The following is a 25,980-nucleotide window of genomic DNA, read 5'->3' as shown; positions in this document are numbered from 1 at the left end:
AATTATCTTGAGTTTTAATTTACTACTCACTGTTTTCAGCGGAGAGCTATAATAAAGTCTGACTGAGTGCTTATAATCCAATCTGTATTTTTCACAAACTACACATTCTTGACATTAAGATGTTTATCTGTCAATCTGATTTCTTAGAATGCTACCCGCAGCAGCCCGAAATCAAAGGAAAGAACTATTGCAATGAATTACTGTGATTTCAAAGAAATCAAAACAAATCGTTCAATTAAACAATCAATGATATTTGTATCATGTACATATACGCACTAATTTTTCTGCTCAGTCTCACAGCCTTAATTCCCCCTGTTGCCAGCGGAAGCACTGTTGCTGATCAGACTGTCATTAATATCCCAACCAAACCTGCTGTCCCTAGCTCACAGCTTTTACATGACGATTGCAAAAAATGCCACCCGCACATAGTATCATTAAACTTACGAAATGGCGCAGCCCACAGTACAAAAATCAGTTGCATTGACTGTCACGATGGTCATCCACCCATGAACAGAGAGATAATACCCCGCTGCAGCAAATGCCACACCGACTCACCACATTTTGACCTGACAAACTGCTCACAATGCCATGTCAATCCGCATACTCCGCTTGACATCAGACTCACTCGTGACATAACCTTTCAGTGTACCACGTGTCATACCGATCAAATAGAACAACTACAGAAAAATCCGAGCATCCACACAACATTGGACTGCACGGCCTGCCATATCCGACATGGATATATTCCGGAATGTTTTGCCTGTCATGCATCCCATCTTGACACAATGACCAACGAAGACTGTTTGAGTTGCCATCAAGCCCACATGCCGCTGATTGTCAACTATGAGAACAATACCTCCTCTGAGTTTTGCGGCTCGTGCCACACTGAAGTCTACCAGCAATTAGCCGAGAGTCGGGCCAAACATCGACAAGTGCCCTGCGCTGAATGCCACGAGAAGGAGCACAAAAGAGTTCCAACGTGCAGAAAATGCCACCCCCAGCCGCACCCAGAAGCTATGCTTAAGGGCTTTCCAACTTGTGGAACATGTCATGGAATAGCTCATTCTTTAAAACTTAATAAGATCGACCTGTCCATTAAGCAACAACGCAGGCCCTAGGCTTTTTTACCACCACCTACCCCACCATGTCTCGAAAACTAAAAAAAAATAGATCGAAGCCCTTCAAAAAGCAGCCATTCAATATTTCTGAACTATTTCACGACGGTCTGGCCCACCATCAAGCCGGAAACTTTGAAGACGCCTCAACTGTTTACAATACGATCCTCCAGGCTAAACCGAACCATACCGACTCTTTGAATCTTTTAGGCCTTATCGCCCAACAAAATGGCGACTTTCATAAAGCTGAAAGGCTGGCCCAGAAGGCTCTTGCCATCAAAACAGATCCTGCATTTCTTACAAACCTCGGTTCCGCCTATAAAGGCCAAAAGAAATACAGTCAAGCCATTACCGCCTACAAAAAAGCCCTACAGATTAAACCAGACTTTATTGAAGCGCTCTTTAACCTGGCGAACACCTTATTTGAAAACCATGATTATGTTGAGGCAGAGGGTTATTTCAAAAAAACTCTACAGTTGAAACCCAACATGCATGAAGCTCGAAACAGACTAGGACGCACATATAATCAGTTAGCAGATCACGAGGAAGCGATCAACTGCTTCAACCATGTACTGAAATCAGAACCAGGCAACCTCCAGGCCCGCAACAACGTCGGCTATTCCCTGCAAGAGCTTGGCAGGCTCGATGAAGCCATTGATCAGTACAAAAAAGCGCTTGAGTACCATCCCGAACGTCCGGAGCTACAAAACAATATTGGCAATGTCCTTGTGCGACAGGGCAAATTCCACGAGGCCATCAACTGGTACCAACAAGCTGTCACCTCTCAGCCTGACTACGAGGAGGCAAATGTCAACCTTGCCTGGACTTACGGTCAGCATGGTCTGTACAAAGAATCAATCCGATGCCTTCAAAATCTATGCGCTCGTAAAACGGATTCGCACTATGCCTATAGCGATCTTCTTTTTAATTGTAACTACGACCCTTCACTGAATAACAACGATCTTTTTGAGGCTGCCAAAGAGTGGTGGGTGCGTTTTACAAAATCGGCAGAAGGTAAAAACCTAAAAACCAACCTTCAAACAGGCCCAAAAAAAGCTGGTGAGGTCTTAAACATCGGCTTTATGTCACCTGACTTCAGGCAACATCCGGTTGGCCTTTTCATACTTCCATTACTGCAAAATATCTCAGAATCAGGTTTCAAAATATTCTGTTACGCAGAAATGGGCAGCTCAAACCATGATGCAATTACTCTCGAGATAATGCAACTTTCTGACAGCTGGTACTCCACCCGGGGAGTCGACGACGAAAAAGTTGCCGAAAAAATAAGCTCAGACAAAATTGATATCCTCATTGACCTGGCTGGCCACTCGGCCAATAACCGCCTGCCGGTCATGGCAAGAAAGCCCGCCCCGCTCCAGGCCAGTTGGCTGGGTTATGTAAACACAACCGGGCTGCCGGTGATCGATTATCGCCTCACCGACCAGATAGCCAACCCCGGAGGCTCAGAACTTTATTATTCAGAGTCTCTGGTATACCTGCCTCACGGTTTCTTCTGCTATCTTCCTCCGGCAGAGTGCCCTGACGTTGCCCCCCTGCCCGCCCTCGCTTCTGGACAAATAACCTTTGGGTCGTTTAATAATATTATAAAAATAACAGAGGAGGTACTTGAGGTTTGGGCAAAAATAGTTATTGCCGTCCCAAACTCAAAACTTTTATGGGTCAGCAAGGCCTTTACTGATAGGCACATCCAAGCTCACTTCCTGAATATCTTTAACTCTCATGGCGTTCCTGCCAGCCGCATTGAAATGGTGAGCAACCTGCCAATGAAAGAGTACCTCGCCACGCATAATAGAGTTGATATTGCCCTTGATCCCTTTCCCCATAATGGTCATACAATAACGTGTCACAGCTTGTGGATGGGAGTGCCGGTTATAACTCTAAAAGGAGATCGTTACGCCACACGAATGGGAGCAAGCCTCATGACCAGGATCGACCTAGAAAACTATATAGCGGAAAGCAAGGATGACTATATTGAAAAGGCACGAGCACTAGCTGCAAACATAGAAGAGCTTAAAAAGCTGCGCAGTACCATGAGGAATCGGATGCTTAGCTCCCCCATCTGTGACGCCAAACAATTTACCAGAGAGTTTGAACTTGCCCTACTGAAAATATGGAAACATCACAACGAGACTAAACCCTGACTTCTAATTTCCACATTCAGCCATAAACTGCCTGGCCTGCTCAACAACTTGACTCGTGTTGTCATGCCGCCTGATAAAGTCCTGCCAAAGGGGAATAGCCTTGGCACAGTCTCCCTCCTTTTGATACGTAAGTGCCAACCCATACTCACCGGGACCATCCTCACGCTGTTCAAAAGATTTTTTAAACATTTCACGGGCCTGCCCATTTTTTCCAAGATCAACCAGAAGAAAACCATAATTCGCCAGCCCCATCGGATCTTCCGGTGCAATCTTCAGATAGTCTGCAAAATATTTTTCCGCATTTTTATAATCTTTCAACTCGTATAAAATAAGTGCATATCGATGAATGTCCTGATCACGAGGCTGGTGAACAGCCAGGTGCTGCCTGAAATAGTCCAGCGCCCTCTCCCTCTGACCAAGTTTGAGATAAAGATCACCCAAACTCCCAGCCAACCCGTAATGACCAACTCCGAGGGTGGAATTCACATTAATAGCTTGCTCATAGGCATCTATAGCCTTAACATTTCTTGACAAAAGTGCGTTAACATAGCCTAGATAAACCCACGGCTTAAACGCTTGCGGATTTGTTGAGGCTGCGCGATTTAATTCTTCAAGAACAGCATCACCATTTCCCTCTTGCACAGGAACTTGGAGGTATGAGTAATCAAGAGAAAAGGGTGAAAAATACCGATATTGCCAGCGATCCAGAAATTCCTGTGGCACTGCATCCCCTCGAGCATAAACAAGCGCCTGGTCATCCCAATAAACAAGCTTCCAAAGAGGATCTTCCCGCATGTTTTTTTCAAATCCATTAGACGGCTCAATAGGCACGACAGCCACTTGAAAAGCAAAACGGGTCATCATGTGTTGATACTCCTGAACAGATCTCACCATAAACGCGTTGTTCAAAGGAGCAAAAATTTCAGCCCTGCCATCACGAGCTACCTTAAATCGAGGAAAAAGGGTATAGGTCAGGTAACCACCATATTCAAAATTATTGTACAGCCGAATCTCCTCCAAGCCAGACTGATCCAGAAAAGCAACGGCATTAACCGGCACCGTTTTTTTATCAAGCCCCGCCCCCCACTCGTATGTCTTCTCCGGGCCGTAGGCCTCACTAAAACCAAGAATCATAATAAGAACACAAACTACCCCACCGGCAATGCTATACCGAGTCATTGCCCTAAACAGGAAAAGCCTCGAAATGCTGCTCGACTCCAACAAGATATTGAGACGCACTGCAACATATGGAACACTGGCCAAAACAAAAATAGCAATAAATCGTACACTCTTAACGGCCAGGACAGCCGTTACTACTATTGTAAAAAACTCCAGCCCCCCGAAACGTCTTTTGGAAACCGTCGATACCGTCAAAAGAACTGTGGCCGCTAAAAAAGACCAGAAATAGGGATACCCCTTTATACTCGGCGGCAAAAACTCCTCATTCAGTATCTCGTTAGTTAACGATGCCTTAATAAAAAGGTCCTTCATGTTGACAAGGGTATCGAGTCCGCCGGGGTTCGCTAGAATTATGAGAAGAGCTACAACCAATCCACCTACAGGCCAGCTAATTTTCCGTGATACAGACTCGCTCAAAGCCCAAACGGCTAAAAACCCGTACGCTAAAGGAAAACTGCCGTGGATATTGACCCAAAACAACAAAATCAACGGGATTGCCAGAAGGAAGGCGACGTTTTTGCTTTCGATTCTTTTGCCCTTTAGATACTCCAGGCAGAAGAGCAACAGGTTTGCCAACAGAAAGAAAAAGATATGCGGTCGAGCCATAAAACGGAAGCGAGCAGCCAGCAAAGCCCAGACAATCAGAACCGCCAGGCTCCATATTCCGCTACCCAGATTCCGGCCCCTTAACCAACATACCCACGCAGTCAAAGCAACGACAAGGGAAGTAAATAGGCTTAAGCCGTTGACACCACCGAGCAGATGAACCAGGTAAAACATAACCTCGGCAAGCCACTCATGAGGAGTCCATGACGTTCCAGCCATAGTATGGGAGAATGACTCCTGCAGGGGGATTCGTAAATCCTGGATAATTCCCTCACCTACCTTTATATGCCACCAGATATCAAAGTTTTCTACTTTCCGTAAAGAGAGGATAAAGGCAAACGCGGCGACCAGCAGAGCTGCGCTAAATGAAACAATATCTCTATTTTTTTGGCCAAAGAAGAACCTTAATTTTCCCATATAATAATCTTTAAAAAGTTTTAATCATGCGTCTGAATGAGTTAGGATATGATATGATAATAACGCAAAGCGCTGGCAAACCTTGGCAATTTATCGTAAAATGGCAAATCAAACAACTATTAAGAATTATTGGTTAATAGTGGTTGCAAGTGTAAATATTCGGCTTGATCTCAAAAAGTAACAATAATCACCAAATCCTTAAATGTTCGGAGTCTCGTTCCTGGCTTACCTGGCATGGCCTCATATTCGTGCAAGTTAGCACTCGAATTTCACACATAATCCCCTTGCCTTCTTACACTTGCACCCTTGCCTTTCGCAATTGACATCGCACCTAAATATGTATAGCATGTATGTACAAGATGTGTATTTTGTAAGGAAAATGTTCTGGCATGAATCACATGAAAAAAAATAATTGGCATATAAGGGGGGGAGGATGGCTACGCAAATGATCATAAGAGTCGAATCAAATTTAAAAAATAAAGTAAGTCGGTTGGCAAAAGCTGAAGGAAAAAATTTAAGCGAACTAGTCAGAGAACTTTTGGAAAAATATACAAAAGAACGTGATATGGGCGCATATATTGATAGTCTCTGGGTTCAAATAGGCCGGAATTTGTCAAAAAATAATATTAAAGACTCAGACATTGAGAAAGTGATCAAACAAGTAAGATCAAAGAATGCCTAAGACTTTCAGAGTAGTAATAGATACAAACATTTTTATTTCTTCATTTTTCGGTGGCACCCCTAAGGACATAATCGATCTTTGGAAAAATGGTAAAATTACGTTGTGCCTATCTCAGGGTATAATTGAAGAATATATTGAGGTGCTTAATCGTCTAGGGATGAAAGAAAAAATAGAAATACAGAAACTTACAAAGTTGTTTGCCGAGGGATACAATTCTTTATTTACAGCTAAAACCCCAAAAATCGAAGTTGTAGTAGATGATCCAGATGATAATAAGTTCTTGGAATGCGCTGTAGCGCTTGACAGTAAAATTATAATCTCAGGGGACAAACACTTAAAAGAAATTAAAAAGTATATTGATATCGAAATTATGTCCCCAAGAGAATTTATTGATTTATATAACAGATAAAAAAACTCATAGAATCAACTTCATTGCCATAAACTTAAAACCGGCAGGGTCAGCTTAGATGTCACGCCCTTTCAGGGCTATCTGTACTATTCCAGTCTCCAGGGCGTTGCCCTGGGCTGGTATGTTCTGGCCCTTTCAGGGCAAACCGAATATTTACTTGCAAGTTGGGCCGTTACTTAATATTTATTAAGAGCTAACCTATGTGCTTTTAACCAACGTGACAACAGATACATTTCTCAAAATACATGTATAAAAATATAATCAGAATATTTATCATTCTATTCCTGACCATATCCAATCCTGCACATGCGGAGACTGTTTTGACTCCTGGGATTAACGAGAATTCTGCACTTAAACTTTGGTACACGGTGCAAGTCGGCAGTTTTGCTTCCGAAAAAGACGCTGAGACCTCATACACAAAACTTTCTAAAGAGTTACCAGCCAGCAGCACTCCAGATCTTCGAATAGAACATATCCCTCCTTATTTCACTGTCCGTATCGGCAAGTTCCCTCAAAAGACACAAACAGATTCCGTTGTCGCGTCGTTGGTTCAACTCCGGATATCTCCTTCTGTCATACATGCGTACTATAAAGAAGATCGAATCATTCAATTATTGAACTCCGACCAGGCTGCTACTCTTGCAAACACCCTCACCCCACAGCAGAGTTCTTTATTGACTGACAATGAACCAGCCCAGCTTGAACAAACAAGACCAAGAGCCGAAAGCAATACAAGCCAAAATGATGACCTCCCGATAGATGACAACACGCTCTGGCATGTAATTCAATTGGGCAGTTTTCATAATATTAAAGATGCTAAATCTTTTTATGGACTCATCTCAAATCAGTTACCAACCAAAGACCGTGAATATCTCCGCATTGAAAAAATCTCTTCAGTTTATACCGTAAGGGCAGGGAAAGGGCGCAACAGGCAGTCCATTCAAACACTTCTTGATACCCTGACACCTTATATCGACAAACCTATGCTCATGAAGGCTTACTATAAAGAAGAACGTATTATACATCTTCAAGATATTAACTCAAAAGAAACCACCAGAAAGCCAACAACGAAGGCCTATGACGAAACAAGAAATCAACAGCCAGCAAGCGAAAAGATTCAACCTGAAACAACCAGCCCTGAACTGAACATCGACAACAAAGAACCGGAGAAGGTGTCACTCCCGCAACAACTCGGGCAGACAGAAAAACCCGCTCAACTACTGCCAGCACCAAAAAAAATCGACCCTGCCCCAGGCAGTAAAGAGTATCTCGAATTAGTCATGGCCAGATTCCTAGGCACAAAACAACCCAAAGGCTCCAACCTGGGCACTATGCCACAGCAGCATTTGTCAAAATTCACAGCCTCACCAGAATGCCTGACCTCAAATTGCCACGACACCATAATTGAAGAAAAATACGCCCATATGCCGGCCCAGTCAGCCAAGTGCCTGGCGTGCCATCAGCAAATACAGCAATTGCACCCGGCTGAAAATGGCAGTTCTTTTAAGCTAGTCACCGAAGGTCAAGAGCTTTGCGGCCAGTGCCACCAGTTTGAGAAGATCGGAACTATCGTTCACAGCCCCTTTGAAGAAGGTAATTGCCTAAGCTGCCATAATCCCCACAGTTCTCAATTTCCATCCCTGGCAAAGGTCGCATCAACAAATCAGCAGGACCTCTGCTTTGAGTGCCACGACAAAGCACTCATAAACAAAAAAATGCTGCATGGCCCTGTTGGACTTGGCGTGTGCACATTTTGCCACAGCCCCCATTTTTCTGAGATTGAATCTCTACTCCGGCAGACTCCACAAGACCTATGCTACAGTTGCCATTCTGAAATTGCCCGAGGCCTTGAGCAGGCGACCTATGTCCACCCCGTGGTTGTGGAGCAGGGCTGTCAATCTTGCCACGCTGTCCACGGTAGTGACCACCCAAACCTACTGCCCGATGTCGGCATGGATTTCTGTTATACCTGCCACACAGAGATCATGAAAACAGAACGAAGGGCCAGGGTCAAACATGATGGTCTATATCTTGAGAACAAACAGTGCGCAACCTGCCACCTCGCCCATTTTTCTGAATACAAAGCGCTGCTGCCAATGGATCCCCTGAGGCTTTGCCTAAGCTGCCACGGCGACAATTCATCTTTGGAATCGTACTCCCCCAGAAATATCGAGCAGGAACTTAACAATAAAGAGTACATCCACGCCCCTGTTGCAAAGGGGAACTGTACAGGATGTCATGCTGCCCATGGCTCAGATTACGATGCTATTCTGGTTGGACAGTATCCTACAGCGTTTTACGCACCATACACAAAGGGCCAGTACGAACTCTGTTTTGGATGTCACGACCAGGATCTTCTTACTGAAAAGTCGACATCAACATTATTTAGGAATGGTGACCAGAACCTTCATTTGGCACATGTTGGGATAGCCAGAAAAGGCAGGACTTGCCAAGCCTGTCATACACCACATGCCAGCGATGGACCTAGACTTATAAACCGTACAGGAGCAAGCTTTGGGTCATGGACTATGAGTATCAATTTTACACTTGGCCAGTCGGGTGGGAAATGTATTCCTGGATGTCACAGAGAGATGGACTATGACCGTAGCAGCCCTGTAAATAACAGTATGGAAGAAAAAGACTACGGCAAATCATACATTAACTATGAAAATGTAAGCCAATAGTAGTTTCGCGTTGCAATTCACGGCGAAACGCAGCACTAAGGCACTAAACAACTACAGCAACAGGCCAACCCGAGGTGGTTCATATTAAAGTGCAAAAGCTATCTGTTCCTATCAAAAAATTAAAGCATTTTTACCCCAGCACCTGTCTCCTCCTTTTTTTCCTATTAATTATAGGCGGATGCATCAAGGTCGATCCCCTTGTAAAGCATAAATTTTTAACCACTATATTTGATGGAGTCCCAGACATCCCTTCTATTGACGAACTCTGTGAAGAAAATATGGATGATCTCTTCAACAGGTATTATGAGCAAAAGATAAATGAAGCTTCCTCGGGCGACTGGGATACCGGCAAAATCACTACCGAGACAGGAGGCTCAGCACACCGACCGTGGAAAGAGAAAAACTGCCGGGGTTGCCACGACTTTAAGGCGGAAAACAAACTCCTTTCGTCAAATACTGAAATTTGTTACCTCTGTCATAAAAACTTTATCCAGGGAGAATTTATCCATGGCCCGGTCTCCGTCGGCTCCTGCCTGGCTTGTCATGATCCGCACTCATCAGAGAACTTATCCCTTTTACGCGAAAGTCTTGAAAAGATCTGCTTTAAATGCCACCTTGAAGAGCGGCTGGCTAAAGCGATGCATGAAAAGATTATTGCCAGCGGTATGCTTTGTGTTGACTGCCATGACCCACACAGTCAAAAGGTTCGTTACTTTTTAAAATAATCTCATTGCCCAGATGGCTAAAGCTGTTAACTCTACCTCGCCAATGCCAGGCTTAAACAATAATGACCTCGTCTTCTAACATACTGTTTCTTATCTGTATTTCGATTGCACTTCTTGGTTTTCTCGAAAAACCCAGCACTGCCGAGGAATCAAACTGCACCTCCGCTTGCCATCTCGATATGGGCGACGACCAGCATTTAAACCCAACCGGTAACACGCAATGCTCCTCCTGCCACCAAAAAATTCTGGAACCTCACCCCCAGGAAAACAGACAAACATTTATAAGTTCAAACAGTGCGTGTCAAAAATGCCACCCTAAAGTTATGGAGTATAAATTGCTCCATGCCCCTGTTGCAGCTGGTGAATGCAGCGCCTGTCACACGCCGCACAAAAATAAAAACAACTCGTATCTCCAAGAAACTGAGACCTTGATTTGTTACACATGTCACCCCGAAGTCATCTCAAAAAGCGACACCGTATTTCATGGCGAAATCAATCAGGGAAAATGCCAGGCGTGCCATGCAGCTCACGGCTCGGACTACTCACAACTCCTTAAAGCCAAGTACTCCACTTCATACTTTAATGATTACAACAGTGACCATTATGAGTTCTGTTTCAAATGTCATAAAATAGACTTGCTTCTCCACCCACAAACTTCATATAATACAAACTTCAGGGACGGGAAAGACAATCTGCATTACGTTCATGTTAATAAGACCCTAAAAGGAAGGTCGTGCAAGTTTTGCCATGAAATTCACTCAGGAACTCTTCCCAAATTAATGGCAGATACCGTGCCATTCGGGGAATGGAATATGCCGATCAACTTTATAATTAACGAGAATGGTGGACAATGTGCTCCAGGATGTCATGCGCCTAAGTCTTACCAGCGCAACATTCGCAATAAAGAAAGCGCAGCCAAGTCAACTTTCTTTTTACCGAAGGCAGATAAATAATGGTTAAAATGACAGAGCAACGCGGTGCCGCAAGAACTCTTTGCGACCTCCAGATAGAATTCACCTTGAACGAAAGTTCCATCATCAGTGCTCACATACTCGATTTAAGTGCAACAGGGATGGGTATATCCACAGACACAAAATTGCATAAAGGACAAATGATAAATTTCGTGAAAGATCAGCCACACTGGGAGTTACCAGAGAAAGCCCTCGTCGTTTGGAGTTTCACTAATAAATCAGGGAGCAAAGCTGGCCTTGAGTTTATTGCACCTAACTGTTAATTTCTTTTAGACCGTTAAAGGGTTTCCAGATGCTTATACAAAGAAAATCACGTACAGACTTGACTGGTGTAAATGAAGCCCACAATGAATACCCGACAATATTTATTGAAATCAAAAATGAATCTGACGGAAAAACGCAACACCAAACCCACATTCTTGACATCAATGACTCCGGAATGGGGGTTACATGCGAGGTTATGCTCAAGGTTGGGCAACAAATTTCTTTTTCAGATAACCAAACGGAATGGGATCTTCCCGAAAGTGGCATTGTCATGTGGACATTTCAGGCTAATGACGGCTTCAGAGCTGGCATCAAGTTCTCGTAATTTACACTAAACCCATAAACGTCACGTCCTATTCGATTTGAACAGCGGAGGAAGCGATGAAAGACCCAGGCTCCATACAAGTTATTTCTAAATCATATCTCAGCGGTCTAATAATCAAATGTGGGTTATTTTTCGCAGGAGGACTCGTACTTACGGGAATCATTTTATATTTTTCTGCCCACCAACCGTTAGGCCCATCATACCAAGAAAGCTTTGCACGTTTAGCCCAACTCAAGCAAGAGATGTTAATAAAATCAATCACCACCTACTTCACATTAACAGTTCTAATTCTGACCGGCGTAATTTTCATTACTGTACTATACTCCCACCGCGTTGTTGGGCCGCTGGTAGGACTAAGTCGGACTGTCAAGGAAATTGCTTCCGGCAATCTGGCGCAACCAGCAAAATTACGAGAAAAAGATGCAATCCAACCCATGGCTGAAGCTCTTAACGCCATGCGAGAAGCCCACAGCGAAAAAATCAACCTTGCGTCCAAACAGTGTGAGGCCATGTATAAAATTTTAAGCGATTCGCAAAACACTGACAAACGTAGCGCTATAGCCGAAAAGGCTAAGGGAATTAAGGGGATTCTGTTCCCACTAAAACTGTAATTCAGGCTATTGCAAACGACTACCCTCATGCAGATGGTTTTGAGATTTTCCGATATGTATAAAAGCTGCCTTTTTATAGTTTACGCATGTAGTGTATATTGAATGATACGAAAATCTCTGATACTGGTTTGCCTGTTTTTACTTACATCGGTACTTGTTTACAGTATGGCAAAACAACCCCATGAATTCAGTAACGACGAATGCACGATTTGCCACATAGTCCCTGATTCAAGGTCACCACTAAAACAAAAAGGGAAGCAAAAAAGCTCTTCTGTAACTGACATGTGTCTTACCTGTCACACTGCACTTTTTGAAGAAGGATATATGCACCCAGTCGATATAAAACCTAAAAAAGTCAGGATTCCTTTAGACTTTCCTTTATCGCAAGACGGGGCGTTAACATGCAATACCTGCCACGACCCCCATGCTGATTATGAAACTCCATTCGGGGAACCATCGAGCTTCTTACGCCGTATAGAGACCGGCAAGGCATTTTGCGACGCTTGCCATATAAATTCGCTGGCAACTGCAACCGGACACCAATCCCTGTTCAATGTAGCTCACTATGATTCAAAACCCTTGGATCCAGATTCAGAGGTTCAAATCGATGCGTTATCCAAAGAGTGTATCTCCTGCCATGACGGGATATTTGCCTCATCCGTTCCGATAAATATAAAGGCTGCAAACTGGCAACACTCCAATGAATATCTAAAATTCGACAAAGGATTTAAACATCCAATAGGTATGCATTACGAAAAAGTACGACTTCAAAACACAAAGAACCGTTTAAGGCCAATTGCTGAAGTTGATAGAAGATTACATTTTTTTGATGGTGGCATAATGGGTTGTGGTACCTGCCATGACCCTTTTTCAAGCGAAAAATACAAACTCGTTATCACAGTCAACGGAGAGAAACTCTGTTTGAGCTGCCATAATTTTTAGGGAGAAAATCGGCAATGCCCAGAACTTATCAAAGAAAAACGTATTACTTAAAAAACAGCGCCCAAAGTAATTTCATCTTCCGCTTTGTTATCATTTCACTGCTTGGCGGGATAGCCGCACTTACGACATTTAACATCCTTTCCTACAAAAAAATTGATTCTGTTTTATACTCAATGCGCTTGCCCAATATTTCTCCTGGCGGCCTGCTGTGGAATGAGATGTTTTACACGAATCTATTTGTTATTATTTTCGTGCTGATTGTCTTTGTCATCACTGCCCGAAGTCTCTTCATCAAAATCCATGGTCCTTTAAAAAAATTAACCAGTGACATACATCGTATGGAAAGTGGTGATTTGAAATTTGAGGTCTCACTACGTGAAAAAGATGAGTTTAAAGAGTTTGCGCAGGAATTAACAACCATGTCACTTGAACTCAACAAACGATTTAAAGATATCAGCAAAAAAACCGACACCATCATCTCTGTTGCTGAAAACAGCAATACCCATGAGAATGAGCTTAAACAGGCAATCGACGACCTGGAAAAATCAATAGGATCTTTCAAACGATGAAACGAAATCTAATCGTAACTGTACTGACACTCAGTTTCATATGGTCATCTCCTGTCATGGCAGTGCATGACGACACCAGCAAGACAAAATGCCTTGATTGCCATGTCACACTTCCATTTGACCGTAATAAGCTTTCGTATACCGAAACGGTTGGCGCCATTTGCCGCAAATGCCACGAACAATTCCCTTGCAGCACTGATTCGTCTGATGAAGGTTTTTCTCACCCAATTGATGTTCAACCAACCATGAGTATACCCATTGATATGCCGCTTGATGAAAAAGGTCGGTTATCCTGCATAACCTGCCACTCCTACCACGCCGAATTTTGGGACTCAGAATACAACACTGAGTCTCTTTTACGCCGTTCCAAAGGGCCGACATTGTGCTACACATGCCATAAGAAGCTTTAGTTTATTTTTCACAAAAAAAAGATATTACCCAATTCTCCAACAAGAAACATTGCAGGATACTGCTAACCAGATTAGGCACTTCACAAATGATGCTGTTTTGCAGCTCACTTTGTCACATAACCGCAAGTTGATCCTTACAGTATCATTGTTTGCTGGCATATATCGTGCTTATTTTGACAGAAAACTCAGCTTCTCTCAGCTTCTCTGCACGATATAAAATGAAAATCAGATTTAATATGGGGAAATGGACTTATGAAAACAATTCTCTTTACACTTTTTGCACTTGCACATATTTCATTAGCCTCTGCTGCTGTTATTGACGCACCTCATACTGCTGACAATGGGGTCTCATGCAGCAGCTGCCACGCCTACTCATTGTGGTGGGAGTTTTCACCGACAGACTATGTTGCAAACCGCGACACCGTCATCATTGAAACGCTCTGTAACTCCTGTCACGATGGCAACGGTTCAGCACCTTTTGCCGTTACACATTCAAGTGGTGCTATGTTGCCAGGCATGCACAATACCGCTTATGGTGACTGGACACGCTCCTGCCTTGATTGCCACAACCCCCATTTCCAACTCCAACTCCAAGACTGGCTGGGAGATGCGTCTGTACAAGACACCGAACTCTACCTGACCCAAGGAACCATCGGGACGATTATCGACAACCTTGACGGTACTAGCACCTTTAACTACACCCTTACCGCTGGAACGACTAAACCGGCCTGGGGACTGCCGGAAAACTGGACTAAAAAAACATCCGCGAACCGGGGGCTTTTAGTCGCTGTCAGCAATGCTCAGATTGAAAACACCTACAAAATAACCTCTGCAACCGAAGACACCCCAGGATCTGAAAGTGGTTTCATCACAGTAAATGGTGTTATCAGCTCTGCTGATTTCGATGGGGAAAATTTTGGCCTGATTTATGGCCAGTATATTAGAAAAGAGATACCTGTCGATCAAAACCGAGACGGCAACTTTAATTTGACAGATGTCAAGTTTTTTGATGGCAAAGGCGGTTTTGTAAGGGATGAGAAAGATGGCATCTGCCAGGTCTGTCATAGCCAGACCTTACACTTTCAGTTCAATGATGACCCGCCGCACCCTCATCTTGATGTTCAAGGAGTCTCCAATGCGGCGACGTTACAATGCACAACCTGCCATGCCCATGATTTTGCCTTTGGCCACGGTGCTGACGGTGGTTCCAGCTGTGCTGGCTGTCACAATGATGCGTCAGACTTTGATAACGACAGCATCTTTACGATCTCTAAACACGAAGCGCATCTTAACATCGAAATAGTCTGCTCTAAATGTCACGATCTTGCCAACATGAGCAATGCGTCCGGGGATATTATTCTTGATCTTGCCACAACGACTGTTTGCAGTAACTGCCACCATGACGGCACCGACCTTGACCCAATCAACGGCAACAACCCACCAAACACGTTAGATTACAAAACTGGTTGGCTAACGCCCGGGTACAGCTTCACATGTGCTGGCTGCCACGGACTGCCGCCGTCTTACACCGGCACCCCTAAAGCCAATAGCCATATCGCACACGCCAACGACGGAATCACTTGTGAAAATTGCCACTACTCAACCACAGAGGATGGTCTCTCACTACTAGGTGAAGGAACACATACTAACAATTTTTATGATGTAGTTGCCGCCCCTGGGGTTTCATTGACATACTCAGAAGGATCATGCTCCAACATATCATGTCATCTTGGTAACGGTGCTGATTGGGGCCAAGAGTTCACCTGCCTCAATTGCCACCAGAATCCGGCAAACGATATTGATATTGAAGGTGTAATTGATCCCAATGCGGTTGCACAAATCAATATGTCTCAGTGGTTCTCTAGTGGGCATGGTCGTCCTAGCAACACAACATATGTCGGATCAGGTTTCAACGGAGCAGGACTCACCTGTTATTACTGCCATGATACTACCATTGCACATGGTTCAGCGGTAACACCCTACCGACTGGTTAATATTGACGATTCCACCAATGGCATGAACGGTGTCTGCTGGGCCTGCCACAAGAGCACTTCTTCCGGTTACAACCCGCCTTACCCCACTATGCCCGCTATAACCAGTATCTTGAAAGTTGATAGTTACCACGGTTACAACGAAGGTTTAGGTGGAAAATTTTGTTGGGATTGTCATGATCCCCATGGTGATTCCAACATATTTATGATTCATGACAACGTTTCGCTGCGTTCTGACAAAATTACCGGAGTGCCTACTTTACAGTCACAGCTTGTAGAGTTCTCGGATAACAGCACGGGTGCTGACTATGCAAAATCAACAGCGCCCTTTAACGGAATCTGCAATGTCTGCCACTTAAACACCCAATACTACACCAGCAGCTCCGGCAACATTGCACATGACGCTGGGCAGGTATGTACAAATTGCCATAATCACACCGGAGGTCATGTAGATACAGCTTTTAGTGTGGGCGAATGCCTTGACTGTCATAACCAACCTCAAGAGATTGCCAGTGCGCCAGGGACATTTCGGCGACAAATTGATATTGAGTTCCCTCAAACCACAGAGACTGCCGGGAGTGCCCATGCCCATTTCGGAGGAGATTTGGACTCCGATGACTGCAGAGTATGTCATTACCAGATATACCACAGGGTGGATGGCAAGATACGACTCTGGGGCGGAGATAAAGAAGTACAGATAAATCTGCAAGGTGAATTGGAAAACACCTCAATAGTCTATATTGGTGACAACGTCGACAACATAAAAAACATTGAGGCTCAAAAGTATGAAGATATCTCAGATTTCTGTATGAGTTGCCACGACGCTGACGGCATGAACAGCTCCCCGTACCCATTTGATCCGTTTGGCAATGGCAACGCACCACCGGATGCGGCTACAGCTTTCAAAGGATCTCGAAATGCTTCCGGCGATTATCAGAACACCATCCTAGGAGTATCCTTCGGTACCGGCAGAGCTGTGTTAAGTCATCACCCATTAAGTAAGGCTGACCAAGACGCTACTGGCGGCACAAAAATAGAGTGTACTAACTGCCATGGTGTCCATTCAGCCTCAAAAGCTAACAAACTTGTGGATCCTGACAATAGAAGTAATCCTTGGAGCCCTGGCCCGGATGGCAAAACCAATCCATTCTGTCTGAAATGTCACGATGGTGGCATGAGTCCTGGCGACCCGAAATTCCCAACTGGCGTTAACGGACCTCTCTTCAACCCAACAACTCCCCTCAATACCCCAGGGTCTCCTTGCGATACTGATTCGAACCCTCTTACCGTTGAAGTCTGGGACTGCAGCGACACCTGTGATCTATCATCAACTATTACCGCATGGCGTGGAGATACCTATTGTGACGCCGGGTTTTATGGTCTTGATCTGACCTGCAGCACTTTCAACTACGATGATGGCGATTGCGGATCTTCTCCACTTGAAAACGGGGTTTCACTCCTAAAAGGCCTTGAACAGTGTGATGGCTACTCCAACCAGCCATGGACCCCAATTGGGGACAGGTCTCCTTGGAGTCTGTCTGCCCATGGCCAAGGAACAAAACGCCGATGGGCAGGTTACGAGCAAAACCCGCAAATACCCACATATGAGTTAGATTGTTTAGATTGCCATGAATATCATGGGTCATACTCAGCTAACAATACATTTGGCAATCCATACATGATCAGAGATTTTATCGATGGCAGTGGGTATGTCGATGATGGAAATATCCACGGCGTGGGCGACCAACTTTCTTGCACTGACGCTGCTCTTCCATCACCAGACTGCCAATTTGGAACCAGTGGGGAGGTCATTATTGACAAGCCTAATTTCAAGAAAAACGATGATGGAAGCTTAGACTCTGCTACATTTAACGGCTGGACTGGCTTCTGCAGCAAATGCCACTCAAAGTGGCTGACAGCTACGTCATCAGGCGCACATGATATCAACAGTGGGTTTAGCTCGTGCCTAACCTGTCACGGTCATGGCATTGTATATTTTGGAGCGATGGATCTTTACCAGGGAGACCCGGACAATACTCCAGACATATTATGCCCTTAGGAAAAATTATCTTTAGCTATGACAGATCTTACTCTTGACAAAAGCATTTTGAAGGAATAAAAATCTAACTTTAGTTAATTAATAACCATTCAATCGTCGCCAAAAACGACACCACTAAATTACGAAGGAGAGAGAACAATGTTTAAAAATCTGATGACTCTTGCTGTTGCTGCTGCAATCACTCTTTGTTTTGCCATGGTAACTGCCAATACTGTTGCCGCTGACAGTCACAAAGGCCCTGGTGAGATGGTTCTAAAAACAGCCAGTGGTAAAAAGCCTTCGGCATTTAATCACACAACACACCAAGAGGCCAACAAGTGTGAAACCTGCCACCACACATCAGACGCTACAGGAAAAAAAGGACCATACGTTGCCGGTGAAGAGAAAAAATGCGCAACTTGCCACAATAGCGATATGGCTAATGAAAAATTAAACGACTTTAAAAAAGCAGCTCATGTTTTATGTAAAGAGTGCCATAAAGTCGCCGAGAAAGATGGCAAGGCGGCCCCAACTAAATGTACTGGGTGTCATATTAAAGGATTAGAATAGCAGTATCATTTCGCCCCCCTCCTACGAACGTGTTAAATTCTTGCACGTAGCGCAGGAATCTAAACAATAGTACCGAAAGGCTGCTCACCATGAGCAGCCTTTTTTTTTACAGCAACTATGCTTTTTCAAAAAAAATCATTACCAAAAAGCAAACCCCTTAAAGCGCGGGATAACAAACCATTGTGGCGCTGGTCACACATCCATCTTATTTTCTTTTTTTTATCAGTCTGTTCACTACTAACTTTACTTATCAGTATCATCCTCTATGCTTTAATCAGTCTCAACATTCCCAGCATCAAATCAATTGCCAGCTACCAACCCCCGGCTACAACACTCATTTATTCCAATGCAGACATACTTATCGGCCGCTCATACTCCGAAAATCGCCAGCTGGTGGATCTTAAACAGGTTCCCAAATTAGTTGCTAAAGCCTTTGTGGCAGCAGAAGACGCACGTTTTTTTGAACATCCTGGCGTAGACGGTTGGTCGATTTTGCGCGCGCTGATCAGAAATATAACATCCGGAAGTCGTGGACAGGGCGGCAGCACAATAACCCAGCAAGTTGCGAGATCTCTACTGCTTAGCCCTGAAAAAACATATATCCGCAAGGTCAAAGAAGCAATTCTTGCCTATCGTATAGATAAAAAATTATCTAAAAATGAAATTCTTCATATCTATATGAATCAGATTTATTTAGGTGAAGGTGCTTATGGAATTGGCGCCGCAGCAAAAACCTATTTCGGCAAAGATGTCAATCAGCTTGATCTCGCTGAAATTGCCGTTCTCGCCGGGCTCCCTCAGGCACCAAGCAGATACTCACCCTTCAAGCATTACAATAAGGCTAAACGCCGCCAGGCTTACGTACTTAACCGAATGGCCGAGGACGGCTACATCAGTCCGACTGCTGCACGCAGAGCCTATAAAGAGGCTCTGCTTCTTGCCCCCCAGGGGGGGCTGCCAGAAGAGGCGAGTTACTTTGTCCAGTATGTTAAAAATTATTTAACAACTAAATATGGTTATAAAAAACTGCAGCAAGGTGGCTTGAAAATTTTCACCACCGTTGACCTGCAACTGCAAAGAGCGGCAACATCCCAAGTAAGACAGGGTGTCACCCTCTGGGGTGCAAGACACCCTGACAACAAAACAGGTTCTCCGGAGGCATCGCTTGTTTGCATTGATGTGCAGACTGGTCATGTACTGGCACTTGTAGGCGGCGTAAATTTTGCCAACAGCCAGTTTGACCGTGCAACTCAAGCCAAGCGCCAACCGGGTTCAGCATTCAAGCCCTTAGTGTATGCCACAGCATTCAACAAAGGCTTTCTGCCAAACTCAATCATCATCGATGAACCCATTACGTTCACCACTAATAATCAAACATGGGAACCACGAAATTTCAGCGGTTCGTTTTATGGGCCAACTACTCTTCGTAATGCCCTGGTGCATTCACGCAATATCCCAGCAATTAAGCTTCTCCGGGAAATTGGTGTCAGTGAAACCGTCACCATGGCAAAGGCCATGGGGATAGACTCCCCTTTAAAGCCCAATCTTTCCTTAGCGCTCGGCTCATCGGAACTCTCACTCCTTGAGCTGACCAGTGCCTATACAGTTTTTGCCAATAACGGCAGGTATTCACCACCTCTATTTATCAAAAAAATAATTGATCGTAACGGCACAGTACTTGAGGAAAACACAGCTCATCATACTCAAGTGATGACGGAAGAATCAGCTTTCCAAACCACTTACTTACTTAAATCTGCTATCGAAGAAGGAACCGGTAAAAATGCCAGAGGCATCCCTTTTTCTGCCGGAAAAACGGGAACCACAGATCGGAATATGGACGCCTGGTTCATCGGTTATAACCCGTCAATTGCCACCGGCGTCTGGGTTGGCCATGACCAGCATATCTCTTTAGGCCCCAACGAAACCGGCGGCCGTGCCGCTGCGCCCATTTGGCGGAAGTTCATGGCAGAGGCAATTAAAACGTACCAAAGCCACGACTTCAAAATTCCGAACAGCATAACCTTTATCCCAATAAATAAGGAATCCGGCGACTTTGAATACCTAAACACCGACGATTCGCTGTGGGAGGCCTTTGCAAAAGGAAACATGAAACGCTGGAGTGAAAGATCTCAAGAATAACTGCAACGGGGAGTAGAACGTAGGATAGACACGTTAAGGGAGAAGGAGCCTGCACCCTTCTCCCTTACTTTTTTATTTTTTTCGAGGAAGGTTTTCCAGATCGTCCTTGGCATGAAAGACTACCTTAAACCTCTTTGACAAAACCTCTGTTAGCGCTTCATGGCTTGTTGATGGAGAAAGAGTGACGCGGATAGCCACCTGCTTCTTCCCTTCGCCAGCATCTTCATAGGAGGTCAGAATACTGATAACACGTGCATTATTGTCACGTATCACCTGCACAACTTCGGTTACAGATCCAGGCGAATCACTCAGATCAAACACGTACTGAATAGCCCCGTCTTTAATGCCTGTCGCATGAATAAAGCCAAGCATAACGTCTGTTTCACTCAACAAGCCCTGCATACGGCCAGACTCATCTAAAACAGGGATACCGGAAATCTTATTTTCCAGCATAATTAACGCTGCTTTCTCTAAAGAATCGGTTCCAGTCATGGTAATCGGATCCTTCGTCATCACATCCTTTACCTTCATTTCTGATAAAAGATAATACAGTTCGTGAATATCCAATGAAGTTGTCTTCGAAGGTGAGGCATCTTTAACGTCCCTATCTGTGATAATCCCCAGCAGTTTGCCATGGGAAACTACAGGAATTTTTCGAATATTATTCTCCTTCATTACTCGTGTTGCACGCATAAGTGATGTATTCTCATCTACGGTCAGTACTTCTTTTGCCATCCAATCCTTAATTAGCATCGATTTCTCCCTATTGTATGTTCCCTACCCGGCTGTGCCGTAAATTTGCATGATACCCTGTCAGGTTATTAGATACACCATCAGTAACAGTCTCACCGTTGTTCCTCACCTATTTTAGAATATTGACCTATTTCTGGCAAGGCTGGATTGCACTCCTTAGAAAAATATTGCATTTCGTCAAGGGTAACGGTATGAAGATCACATCATGAAACCCCCTGCCCTGAACGAGCAAACTCTCCATCAGATCCTTTCCTTTGTTGACTCCAAGAGCGATTGTATTTTCTTAGAAACGAGTAAAACAAATGACGAGAACTTTTGTTCCTACATTTTTTACGACCCCGTCGAAATACTCTCTTTTCATAAAGATCAGCCCCTGGAAGAGTTCTTCAAACAGGTCCAAAACTGCATTGACCAAGGCTTATACCTGGCTGGCTGGGTTTCCTATGAGTTTGGCTACGCCTTGGAACCAGTTTTACAAAAACACCTAGGCGACCTTGACAATCGACCCTTGTTAAAGCTTGGTGTCTTTAAAGAACCAATCATATTCGACCACCGCAACGCCTCCTTCTCAAAACCTTTTAAGCATACACTTCCTTGCCCTGACACCCCAGGCTCATTTTCCATTAACAATGTGCGCCCCAGCATGAGCATGGAAGAATACCTCAAGAACCTTGACGTTATTAAAGAGTATATCGAGGCTGGCGATACCTATCAGGTCAACTACACCATGAAGCTGCTTTTTGACTTTGCCGGCAGCCCTACAGCACTGTACAAAATGCTACGCTTCAATCAACCTGTCAGTTATGGAGCTTTCCTTAAACTGGCTGGCCGGACAACCCTCTCCTTTTCACCTGAACTTTTTTTCACCAAAACTGCTGATACTTGTCTGGTGAGACCAATGAAAGGCACGATCGCCAGAGGATTGACCTGGGCTGAGGATCAAAAAAATATCCACACCCTGCAAAACGACATAAAAAATCGCAGCGAAAATATCATGATCGTCGACCTGTTGCGTAATGACCTTGGCCGTTTAAGTGAAAAAGGCAGCGTGAGCATGTCATCTATGTTTGATGTGGAAACTTACGCAACCTTGCACCAGATGACCTCCACAGTAACCGGCAGGTTAAAACCAGAGATCAACCTGACTCAAATTTTTAAAGCTTTTTTCCCCTGTGGTTCTGTTACCGGCGCCCCTAAAATACGGACAATGGAAATTATCCATGAGCTCGAAAAATTGCCTCGGGGCATCTATACTGGAGGAATCGGCTTTATCGGCCCAGAGAGCGTAACATTTAACGTCCCCATCCGAACGCTCGTTCTTAATCAGGGTCAGTCTGAAATGGGCATAGGTTCTGGAATTGTGCACGATTCAAACAACGAAGATGAGTGGCGAGAATGCCTCTTAAAGGCAAAATTCCTCACCTCACCCTGCCCGGACTTTCAACTCATTGAAACAGTTCTGTGGACAGAGGCGGCGGGCTTTTACCTTTTAGACAGACATCTCAGCCGACTAAAAAAGTCAGCGGAGTACTTTGATTTCCCCTTTGACGGGCAACGTATCACAAAAACCCTGTCCGCCCACAAGGCAACCAAAAACATCAATAATAAAAATCCCGCTAAAGTCCGGCTACTCCTGCACCGCGATGGCACACTAGAAATCAGCAGTAACCCTTGCGCCCCCCCAGATAGGCTGAAATTCCAAGATCAACCTGCCACAGACAAAAAAAAGCTGCCCAAGATACGTATCAGTACCTGACCGGTTGATTCACAGTCTGTTTTTCAATATCACAAGACCACAAATCGACAGTGCTACACCGCAGAACGGCACAACGCTCTAGAGAAAGGATTTTTTGAGGTACTCTGCAAAAATGAACGTGGCGAGCTTACTGAAGGAAGTATCAGCACACTTTTTATTGCAAAGCAAAACTCCTATTTCACACCCCCCATCGCCTGTGGCCTTCTCCCTGGTGTCATGCGAGAAACGCTGCTCGAAAAATTTCCGCATCAAATCCACGAAAAAACTCTATTGGAAGAAGATCTCCGGAGTGCTGACGCAATTTTCATAGCAAACTCAGTTCGTGGCGTAACCCAGGTCCAACTCAGCTGACAGCTGTAGGTCCGTGGCTGAAATAAAGCTTTCAATGTAACTATTCAGGTGGTGCCCCAAAATAGCGGAAACCACCGAAAGGTAACTATTCAATTATATCACTCCCCCTGGCTGATAGCCCGAATCAAGTCGCTTTTACCTATCACTCCGACCATTTTACCGTTAGCAGTTACTGGTAAGGTGTGTATCTTTTTCTCCGACATGATAGTAGCTATCTCGTTAAAAGTAGTATCTTCAGTAACAGTCACCAACTCTTTTGCACAAATATCTCCGACCACCCTGCCGGTCATTTTTTCAATCTCTTTGTCCATCTTTTCAGTGCTTTCCAGGAAGACAAATGAGTCAAGAATAGATACCACCGTCGGGATATGAAGATTTTTAGCCTGATCAATCAAATCACTCTCGGTTACTACACCTATCAAGTTGCCATCCGAATCCAGCACTGGTGCCCCGCCTATTTTATTTTCCCAAAGCAGTAGGGCCAGGTTTTCAACTGAAAGTTCGCTAGGGGCTGTAATTACCTTAGTTGTCATTATATCTTTAGCAGTGAGCATTTGTTCTCCTTTGTTTTGTTGGGGCTAAAAAATCTTCAGAGGTAGGGCTATTGGGCATTTTCTAACAGCCCGAACACCTCTACCGTTTACTTACCTAATCAGTTTCGTTCCTTTAATAATTTCCCTAAATGCCAAAGGAATTTCGTCAGCAACTTCTGAAGCCAATATCCCAAATGGCAAATCATGGGCTGCAACTATCTGGTCAGCCGCAAGACCGTGCACATAAACGCCCAGACAAGATGCATCCCAGGCATTTAGCCCCTGAGCAATCAAGGCCCCTATCAAACCGGAAAGCACATCACCCATCCCTCCGACCGCCATCGCTGCATTCCCTGTTGGGTTTATAGCCACCCTGCCATCTGGGGCGGCGATCACAGTTGCCGCTCCTTTAAGTACCACAACAACACCGTTTTGGACCGCGAAATCACTTGATATGAGACGTCTGTTTCCTTGAATCTCCTTGACGGTTTTCCCCGTCAATCGTGCCATTTCTCCAGGATGCGGTGTAAAAATACGCGGCGCATGATGACTTAAGGCCACCTCTTCCCGGGCCAAAGCAGTTATAGCATCAGCATCAATAACCATGGGCAAATCGACATCAGCATAGAGTTTTGCAACAAGTGCTGATGTCTCAGGATCAGTTCCAATTCCTGGCCCAACTACCAAAGAATCCATACCATGCAAAGCACTTTTAATAGCATGCATATCGTCAATGCCAATAAAATACTCCGAGGCCAATGGTATTGTCATCGCCTCAATCAGACTTTTTTCGAATATATCATTTAATTTCTGTGGTACCCCAAGACTGACCAATCCGACACCAGATCGCAATGCAGCCCGGGCAGCAAGTATTGCGGCTCCAGTTTTACCCTGTGATCCAGCCAGCAGCATCACGTGTCCAAAACTACCCTTATGACTTGTCAACGAGCGGTTTGGTATCAGGCCGACCATCTCCTTTTTCTGCAAAAGATCGATTTTTATTGCAGCCTCATTAACAACCTGAGGGGGAATCCCAATATCAACCACTTTGAGAATCCCGGTATACTCGACCCCTGGATAGGTAACATGACCAGGCTTGGCAAGACCATATGTTGCAGTTAATGTCGCATAGACACAGGCCCCAAGAGGCTCTCCGGTGTCACTGTCAAGTCCTGATGGAATATCGACGGACACTATTGGACGCCCAGCCTGATTCAGGCATTCAATCACCATGGCAAACAGCCCCTCAACCCTTCGCTTTAAACCTGTGCCAAAGAGTGCATCCATTATAATAGTAGAGTGAACCAGCGCAGCCCGGCACACGGTCAGTCCACTCTCCTTGGTAATGTAGTAAACCGAAATCTTAAGGTTTAAGACACTATCATGATTGATTCGAGCATCGCCCTTTATTTTCGCAGGGTCAACCAGACAGTAAACAGCAGGCTTTGCCCTTAATTGCAAAAGATGACGGGCTATCACAAACCCGTCACCACCATTATTGCCAGGGCCGGCTACAATGGCAACAGTTTGCCCCGCCAAATCCCCAAAATGTTCGGTTAGGAGATCGACTGTACCCTTGCCGGCATTTTCCATCAAAACGACACCTGGCACCCCCAACTCCATTGTGCGCCTGTCAAGGCCCTGCATAACTGAAGCTTCTGCAAGTTTCATTATCGTTAAGTCCTCTGAATTTAGGATCTGATCTCAGGAAAAGTACCAGGATCAACCGGATTCGTTCGAACAGCAAGTGAAAAGAGATATAATTTGATTAGCAAGAT

The 25,980-nt window shown here is 44.6% G+C and carries 21 protein-coding genes and 1 pseudogene; 18 read left to right on the top strand and 4 right to left on the bottom strand.

Features of this window, described 5'->3' with window-relative positions:
• The first annotated feature begins 260 nt into the window (after positions 1-260).
• Both HQK80_03190 and HQK80_03185 read left to right on the top strand, forming a co-directional pair.
• On the top strand, positions 261-1,118 hold the full coding sequence (locus HQK80_03190; GenBank protein MBF0221226.1) for a cytochrome C: 858 nt from the start codon (positions 261-263) through the stop codon (positions 1,116-1,118).
• Between the two features lie 26 nt (positions 1,119-1,144).
• Positions 1,145-3,277 carry a tetratricopeptide repeat protein gene (locus tag HQK80_03185; protein MBF0221225.1) on the top strand — a complete coding sequence of 711 codons (2,133 nt, stop codon included), beginning with the start codon at positions 1,145-1,147 and terminating at the stop codon, positions 3,275-3,277.
• A 3-nt stretch (positions 3,278-3,280) separates the two neighbouring features.
• Here the strand turns inward: HQK80_03185 and HQK80_03180 are convergent, their stop codons facing one another.
• Positions 3,281-5,479, bottom strand: a complete 2,199-nt coding sequence (locus HQK80_03180; protein ID MBF0221224.1) for a tetratricopeptide repeat protein — start codon at positions 5,477-5,479, stop codon at positions 3,281-3,283.
• Positions 5,480-5,912: 433 nt separating this feature from the next.
• Here HQK80_03180 and HQK80_03175 point away from each other — a divergent pair, with 433 nt between their 5' ends.
• The 14 genes from HQK80_03175 (at position 5,913) to HQK80_03110 (ending at position 20,809) form a co-directional block, all read left to right on the top strand.
• On the top strand, positions 5,913-6,161 hold the full coding sequence (locus HQK80_03175) for a ribbon-helix-helix protein, CopG family (protein ID MBF0221223.1): 249 nt from the start codon (positions 5,913-5,915) through the stop codon (positions 6,159-6,161).
• A complete protein-coding gene (locus HQK80_03170; protein ID MBF0221222.1) occupies positions 6,154-6,570 on the top strand; it encodes a putative toxin-antitoxin system toxin component, PIN family in 417 nt (138 codons plus the stop codon). Before HQK80_03175 ends, HQK80_03170 begins: the two co-directional genes overlap by 8 nt.
• Before the next feature lie 320 nt (positions 6,571-6,890).
• Positions 6,891-9,254, top strand: coding sequence for an SPOR domain-containing protein (locus HQK80_03165; GenBank protein MBF0221221.1), 2,364 nt, complete (start codon positions 6,891-6,893; stop codon positions 9,252-9,254).
• Between the two features lie 89 nt (positions 9,255-9,343).
• Positions 9,344-9,979: a cytochrome C gene (locus HQK80_03160; protein MBF0221220.1), complete on the top strand. Its 636-nt coding sequence runs from the start codon at positions 9,344-9,346 to the stop codon at positions 9,977-9,979.
• A 62-nt stretch (positions 9,980-10,041) separates the two neighbouring features.
• Positions 10,042-10,932, top strand: coding sequence for a hypothetical protein (locus HQK80_03155; GenBank protein ID MBF0221219.1), 891 nt, complete (start codon positions 10,042-10,044; stop codon positions 10,930-10,932).
• 8 nt (positions 10,933-10,940) lie between these two features.
• The gene (locus HQK80_03150; protein MBF0221218.1) at positions 10,941-11,213 is read left to right on the top strand and encodes a PilZ domain-containing protein; all 273 of its coding nucleotides are present in this window, start codon (positions 10,941-10,943) and stop codon (positions 11,211-11,213) included.
• Between the two features lie 29 nt (positions 11,214-11,242).
• Entirely contained in the window at positions 11,243-11,539 is a 297-nt protein-coding gene (locus HQK80_03145; protein ID MBF0221217.1) for a hypothetical protein, read from the top strand.
• A gap of 56 nt (positions 11,540-11,595) precedes the next feature.
• Entirely contained in the window at positions 11,596-12,150 is a 555-nt protein-coding gene (locus HQK80_03140) for a HAMP domain-containing protein (GenBank protein MBF0221216.1), read from the top strand.
• 165 nt (positions 12,151-12,315) lie between these two features.
• A complete protein-coding gene (locus tag HQK80_03135; GenBank protein MBF0221215.1) occupies positions 12,316-13,092 on the top strand; it encodes a hypothetical protein in 777 nt (258 codons plus the stop codon).
• A gap of 14 nt (positions 13,093-13,106) precedes the next feature.
• Positions 13,107-13,661 (top strand): methyl-accepting chemotaxis protein, encoded by a 555-nt coding sequence (locus tag HQK80_03130; protein MBF0221214.1) that lies wholly within the window; start codon positions 13,107-13,109, stop codon positions 13,659-13,661.
• Entirely contained in the window at positions 13,658-14,071 is a 414-nt protein-coding gene (locus HQK80_03125; GenBank protein MBF0221213.1) for a hypothetical protein, read from the top strand. The genes HQK80_03130 and HQK80_03125 overlap by 4 nt, the downstream gene beginning before the upstream one ends.
• A 252-nt stretch (positions 14,072-14,323) precedes the next feature.
• Positions 14,324-18,121, top strand: coding sequence for a hypothetical protein (locus HQK80_03120; protein MBF0221212.1), 3,798 nt, complete (start codon positions 14,324-14,326; stop codon positions 18,119-18,121).
• A 138-nt stretch (positions 18,122-18,259) separates the two neighbouring features.
• Positions 18,260-18,670 carry a cytochrome c3 family protein gene (locus HQK80_03115; protein ID MBF0221211.1) on the top strand — a complete coding sequence of 137 codons (411 nt, stop codon included), beginning with the start codon at positions 18,260-18,262 and terminating at the stop codon, positions 18,668-18,670.
• A gap of 117 nt (positions 18,671-18,787) precedes the next feature.
• Positions 18,788-20,809 carry a penicillin-binding protein 1A gene (locus HQK80_03110; protein ID MBF0221210.1) on the top strand — a complete coding sequence of 674 codons (2,022 nt, stop codon included), beginning with the start codon at positions 18,788-18,790 and terminating at the stop codon, positions 20,807-20,809.
• Positions 20,810-20,881: 72 nt separating this feature from the next.
• Here HQK80_03110 and HQK80_03105 read toward each other — a convergent pair whose 3' ends face one another.
• Positions 20,882-21,562: a CBS domain-containing protein gene (locus HQK80_03105; GenBank protein MBF0221209.1), complete on the bottom strand. Its 681-nt coding sequence runs from the start codon at positions 21,560-21,562 to the stop codon at positions 20,882-20,884.
• Positions 21,563-21,767: 205 nt separating this feature from the next.
• Between HQK80_03105 and pabB the strand changes: the two genes are divergently transcribed.
• Both pabB and HQK80_03095 read left to right on the top strand, forming a co-directional pair.
• Positions 21,768-23,318 carry an aminodeoxychorismate synthase component I gene (pabB, locus tag HQK80_03100; GenBank protein MBF0221208.1) on the top strand — a complete coding sequence of 517 codons (1,551 nt, stop codon included), beginning with the start codon at positions 21,768-21,770 and terminating at the stop codon, positions 23,316-23,318.
• Positions 23,319-23,324: 6 nt separating this feature from the next.
• Positions 23,325-23,669, top strand: a pseudogene (locus HQK80_03095) (aminotransferase class IV).
• Positions 23,670-23,767: 98 nt separating this feature from the next.
• Here the strand turns inward: HQK80_03095 and HQK80_03090 are convergent.
• Together HQK80_03090 and HQK80_03085 are read right to left on the bottom strand one after the other, a co-directional pair.
• On the bottom strand, positions 23,768-24,223 hold the full coding sequence (locus HQK80_03090) for a CBS domain-containing protein (GenBank protein MBF0221207.1): 456 nt from the start codon (positions 24,221-24,223) through the stop codon (positions 23,768-23,770).
• A 90-nt stretch (positions 24,224-24,313) separates the two neighbouring features.
• Positions 24,314-25,873 carry an NAD(P)H-hydrate dehydratase gene (locus HQK80_03085; GenBank protein ID MBF0221206.1) on the bottom strand — a complete coding sequence of 520 codons (1,560 nt, stop codon included), beginning with the start codon at positions 25,871-25,873 and terminating at the stop codon, positions 24,314-24,316.
• Between the last annotated feature and the right edge of the window lie 107 nt (positions 25,874-25,980).

The sequence above is a fragment of the Desulfobulbaceae bacterium genome (genome assembly GCA_015231515.1).
Taxonomy (GTDB): domain Bacteria; phylum Desulfobacterota; class Desulfobulbia; order Desulfobulbales; family VMSU01; genus JADGBM01.
The sequence above is the reverse complement of the archived record's forward strand: the minus strand, read 5'-3'. Positions and strand labels throughout refer to the sequence as shown.

Coding starts and splice junctions, on each gene's coding strand:
- HQK80_03120 (MBF0221212.1), top strand. CDS start 14,324: ATGAAAACAATTCTCTTTACACTTTTTGCACTTGCACATATTTCATTA.
- HQK80_03145 (MBF0221217.1), top strand. CDS start 11,243: ATGCTTATACAAAGAAAATCACGTACAGACTTGACTGGTGTAAATGAA.
- HQK80_03190 (MBF0221226.1), top strand. CDS start 261: ATGTACATATACGCACTAATTTTTCTGCTCAGTCTCACAGCCTTAATT.
- HQK80_03085 (MBF0221206.1), bottom strand. CDS start 25,873: ATGAAACTTGCAGAAGCTTCAGTTATGCAGGGCCTTGACAGGCGCACA.
- HQK80_03180 (MBF0221224.1), bottom strand. CDS start 5,479: ATGGGAAAATTAAGGTTCTTCTTTGGCCAAAAAAATAGAGATATTGTT.
- HQK80_03115 (MBF0221211.1), top strand. CDS start 18,260: ATGTTTAAAAATCTGATGACTCTTGCTGTTGCTGCTGCAATCACTCTT.
- HQK80_03140 (MBF0221216.1), top strand. CDS start 11,596: ATGAAAGACCCAGGCTCCATACAAGTTATTTCTAAATCATATCTCAGC.
- HQK80_03110 (MBF0221210.1), top strand. CDS start 18,788: ATGCTTTTTCAAAAAAAATCATTACCAAAAAGCAAACCCCTTAAAGCG.
- HQK80_03155 (MBF0221219.1), top strand. CDS start 10,042: ATGACCTCGTCTTCTAACATACTGTTTCTTATCTGTATTTCGATTGCA.
- HQK80_03125 (MBF0221213.1), top strand. CDS start 13,658: ATGAAACGAAATCTAATCGTAACTGTACTGACACTCAGTTTCATATGG.
- pabB (MBF0221208.1), top strand. CDS start 21,768: ATGAAACCCCCTGCCCTGAACGAGCAAACTCTCCATCAGATCCTTTCC.
- HQK80_03175 (MBF0221223.1), top strand. CDS start 5,913: ATGGCTACGCAAATGATCATAAGAGTCGAATCAAATTTAAAAAATAAA.
- HQK80_03150 (MBF0221218.1), top strand. CDS start 10,941: ATGACAGAGCAACGCGGTGCCGCAAGAACTCTTTGCGACCTCCAGATA.
- HQK80_03090 (MBF0221207.1), bottom strand. CDS start 24,223: ATGCTCACTGCTAAAGATATAATGACAACTAAGGTAATTACAGCCCCT.
- HQK80_03105 (MBF0221209.1), bottom strand. CDS start 21,562: ATGCTAATTAAGGATTGGATGGCAAAAGAAGTACTGACCGTAGATGAG.
- HQK80_03130 (MBF0221214.1), top strand. CDS start 13,107: ATGCCCAGAACTTATCAAAGAAAAACGTATTACTTAAAAAACAGCGCC.
- HQK80_03135 (MBF0221215.1), top strand. CDS start 12,316: ATGGCAAAACAACCCCATGAATTCAGTAACGACGAATGCACGATTTGC.
- HQK80_03185 (MBF0221225.1), top strand. CDS start 1,145: ATGTCTCGAAAACTAAAAAAAAATAGATCGAAGCCCTTCAAAAAGCAG.
- HQK80_03170 (MBF0221222.1), top strand. CDS start 6,154: ATGCCTAAGACTTTCAGAGTAGTAATAGATACAAACATTTTTATTTCT.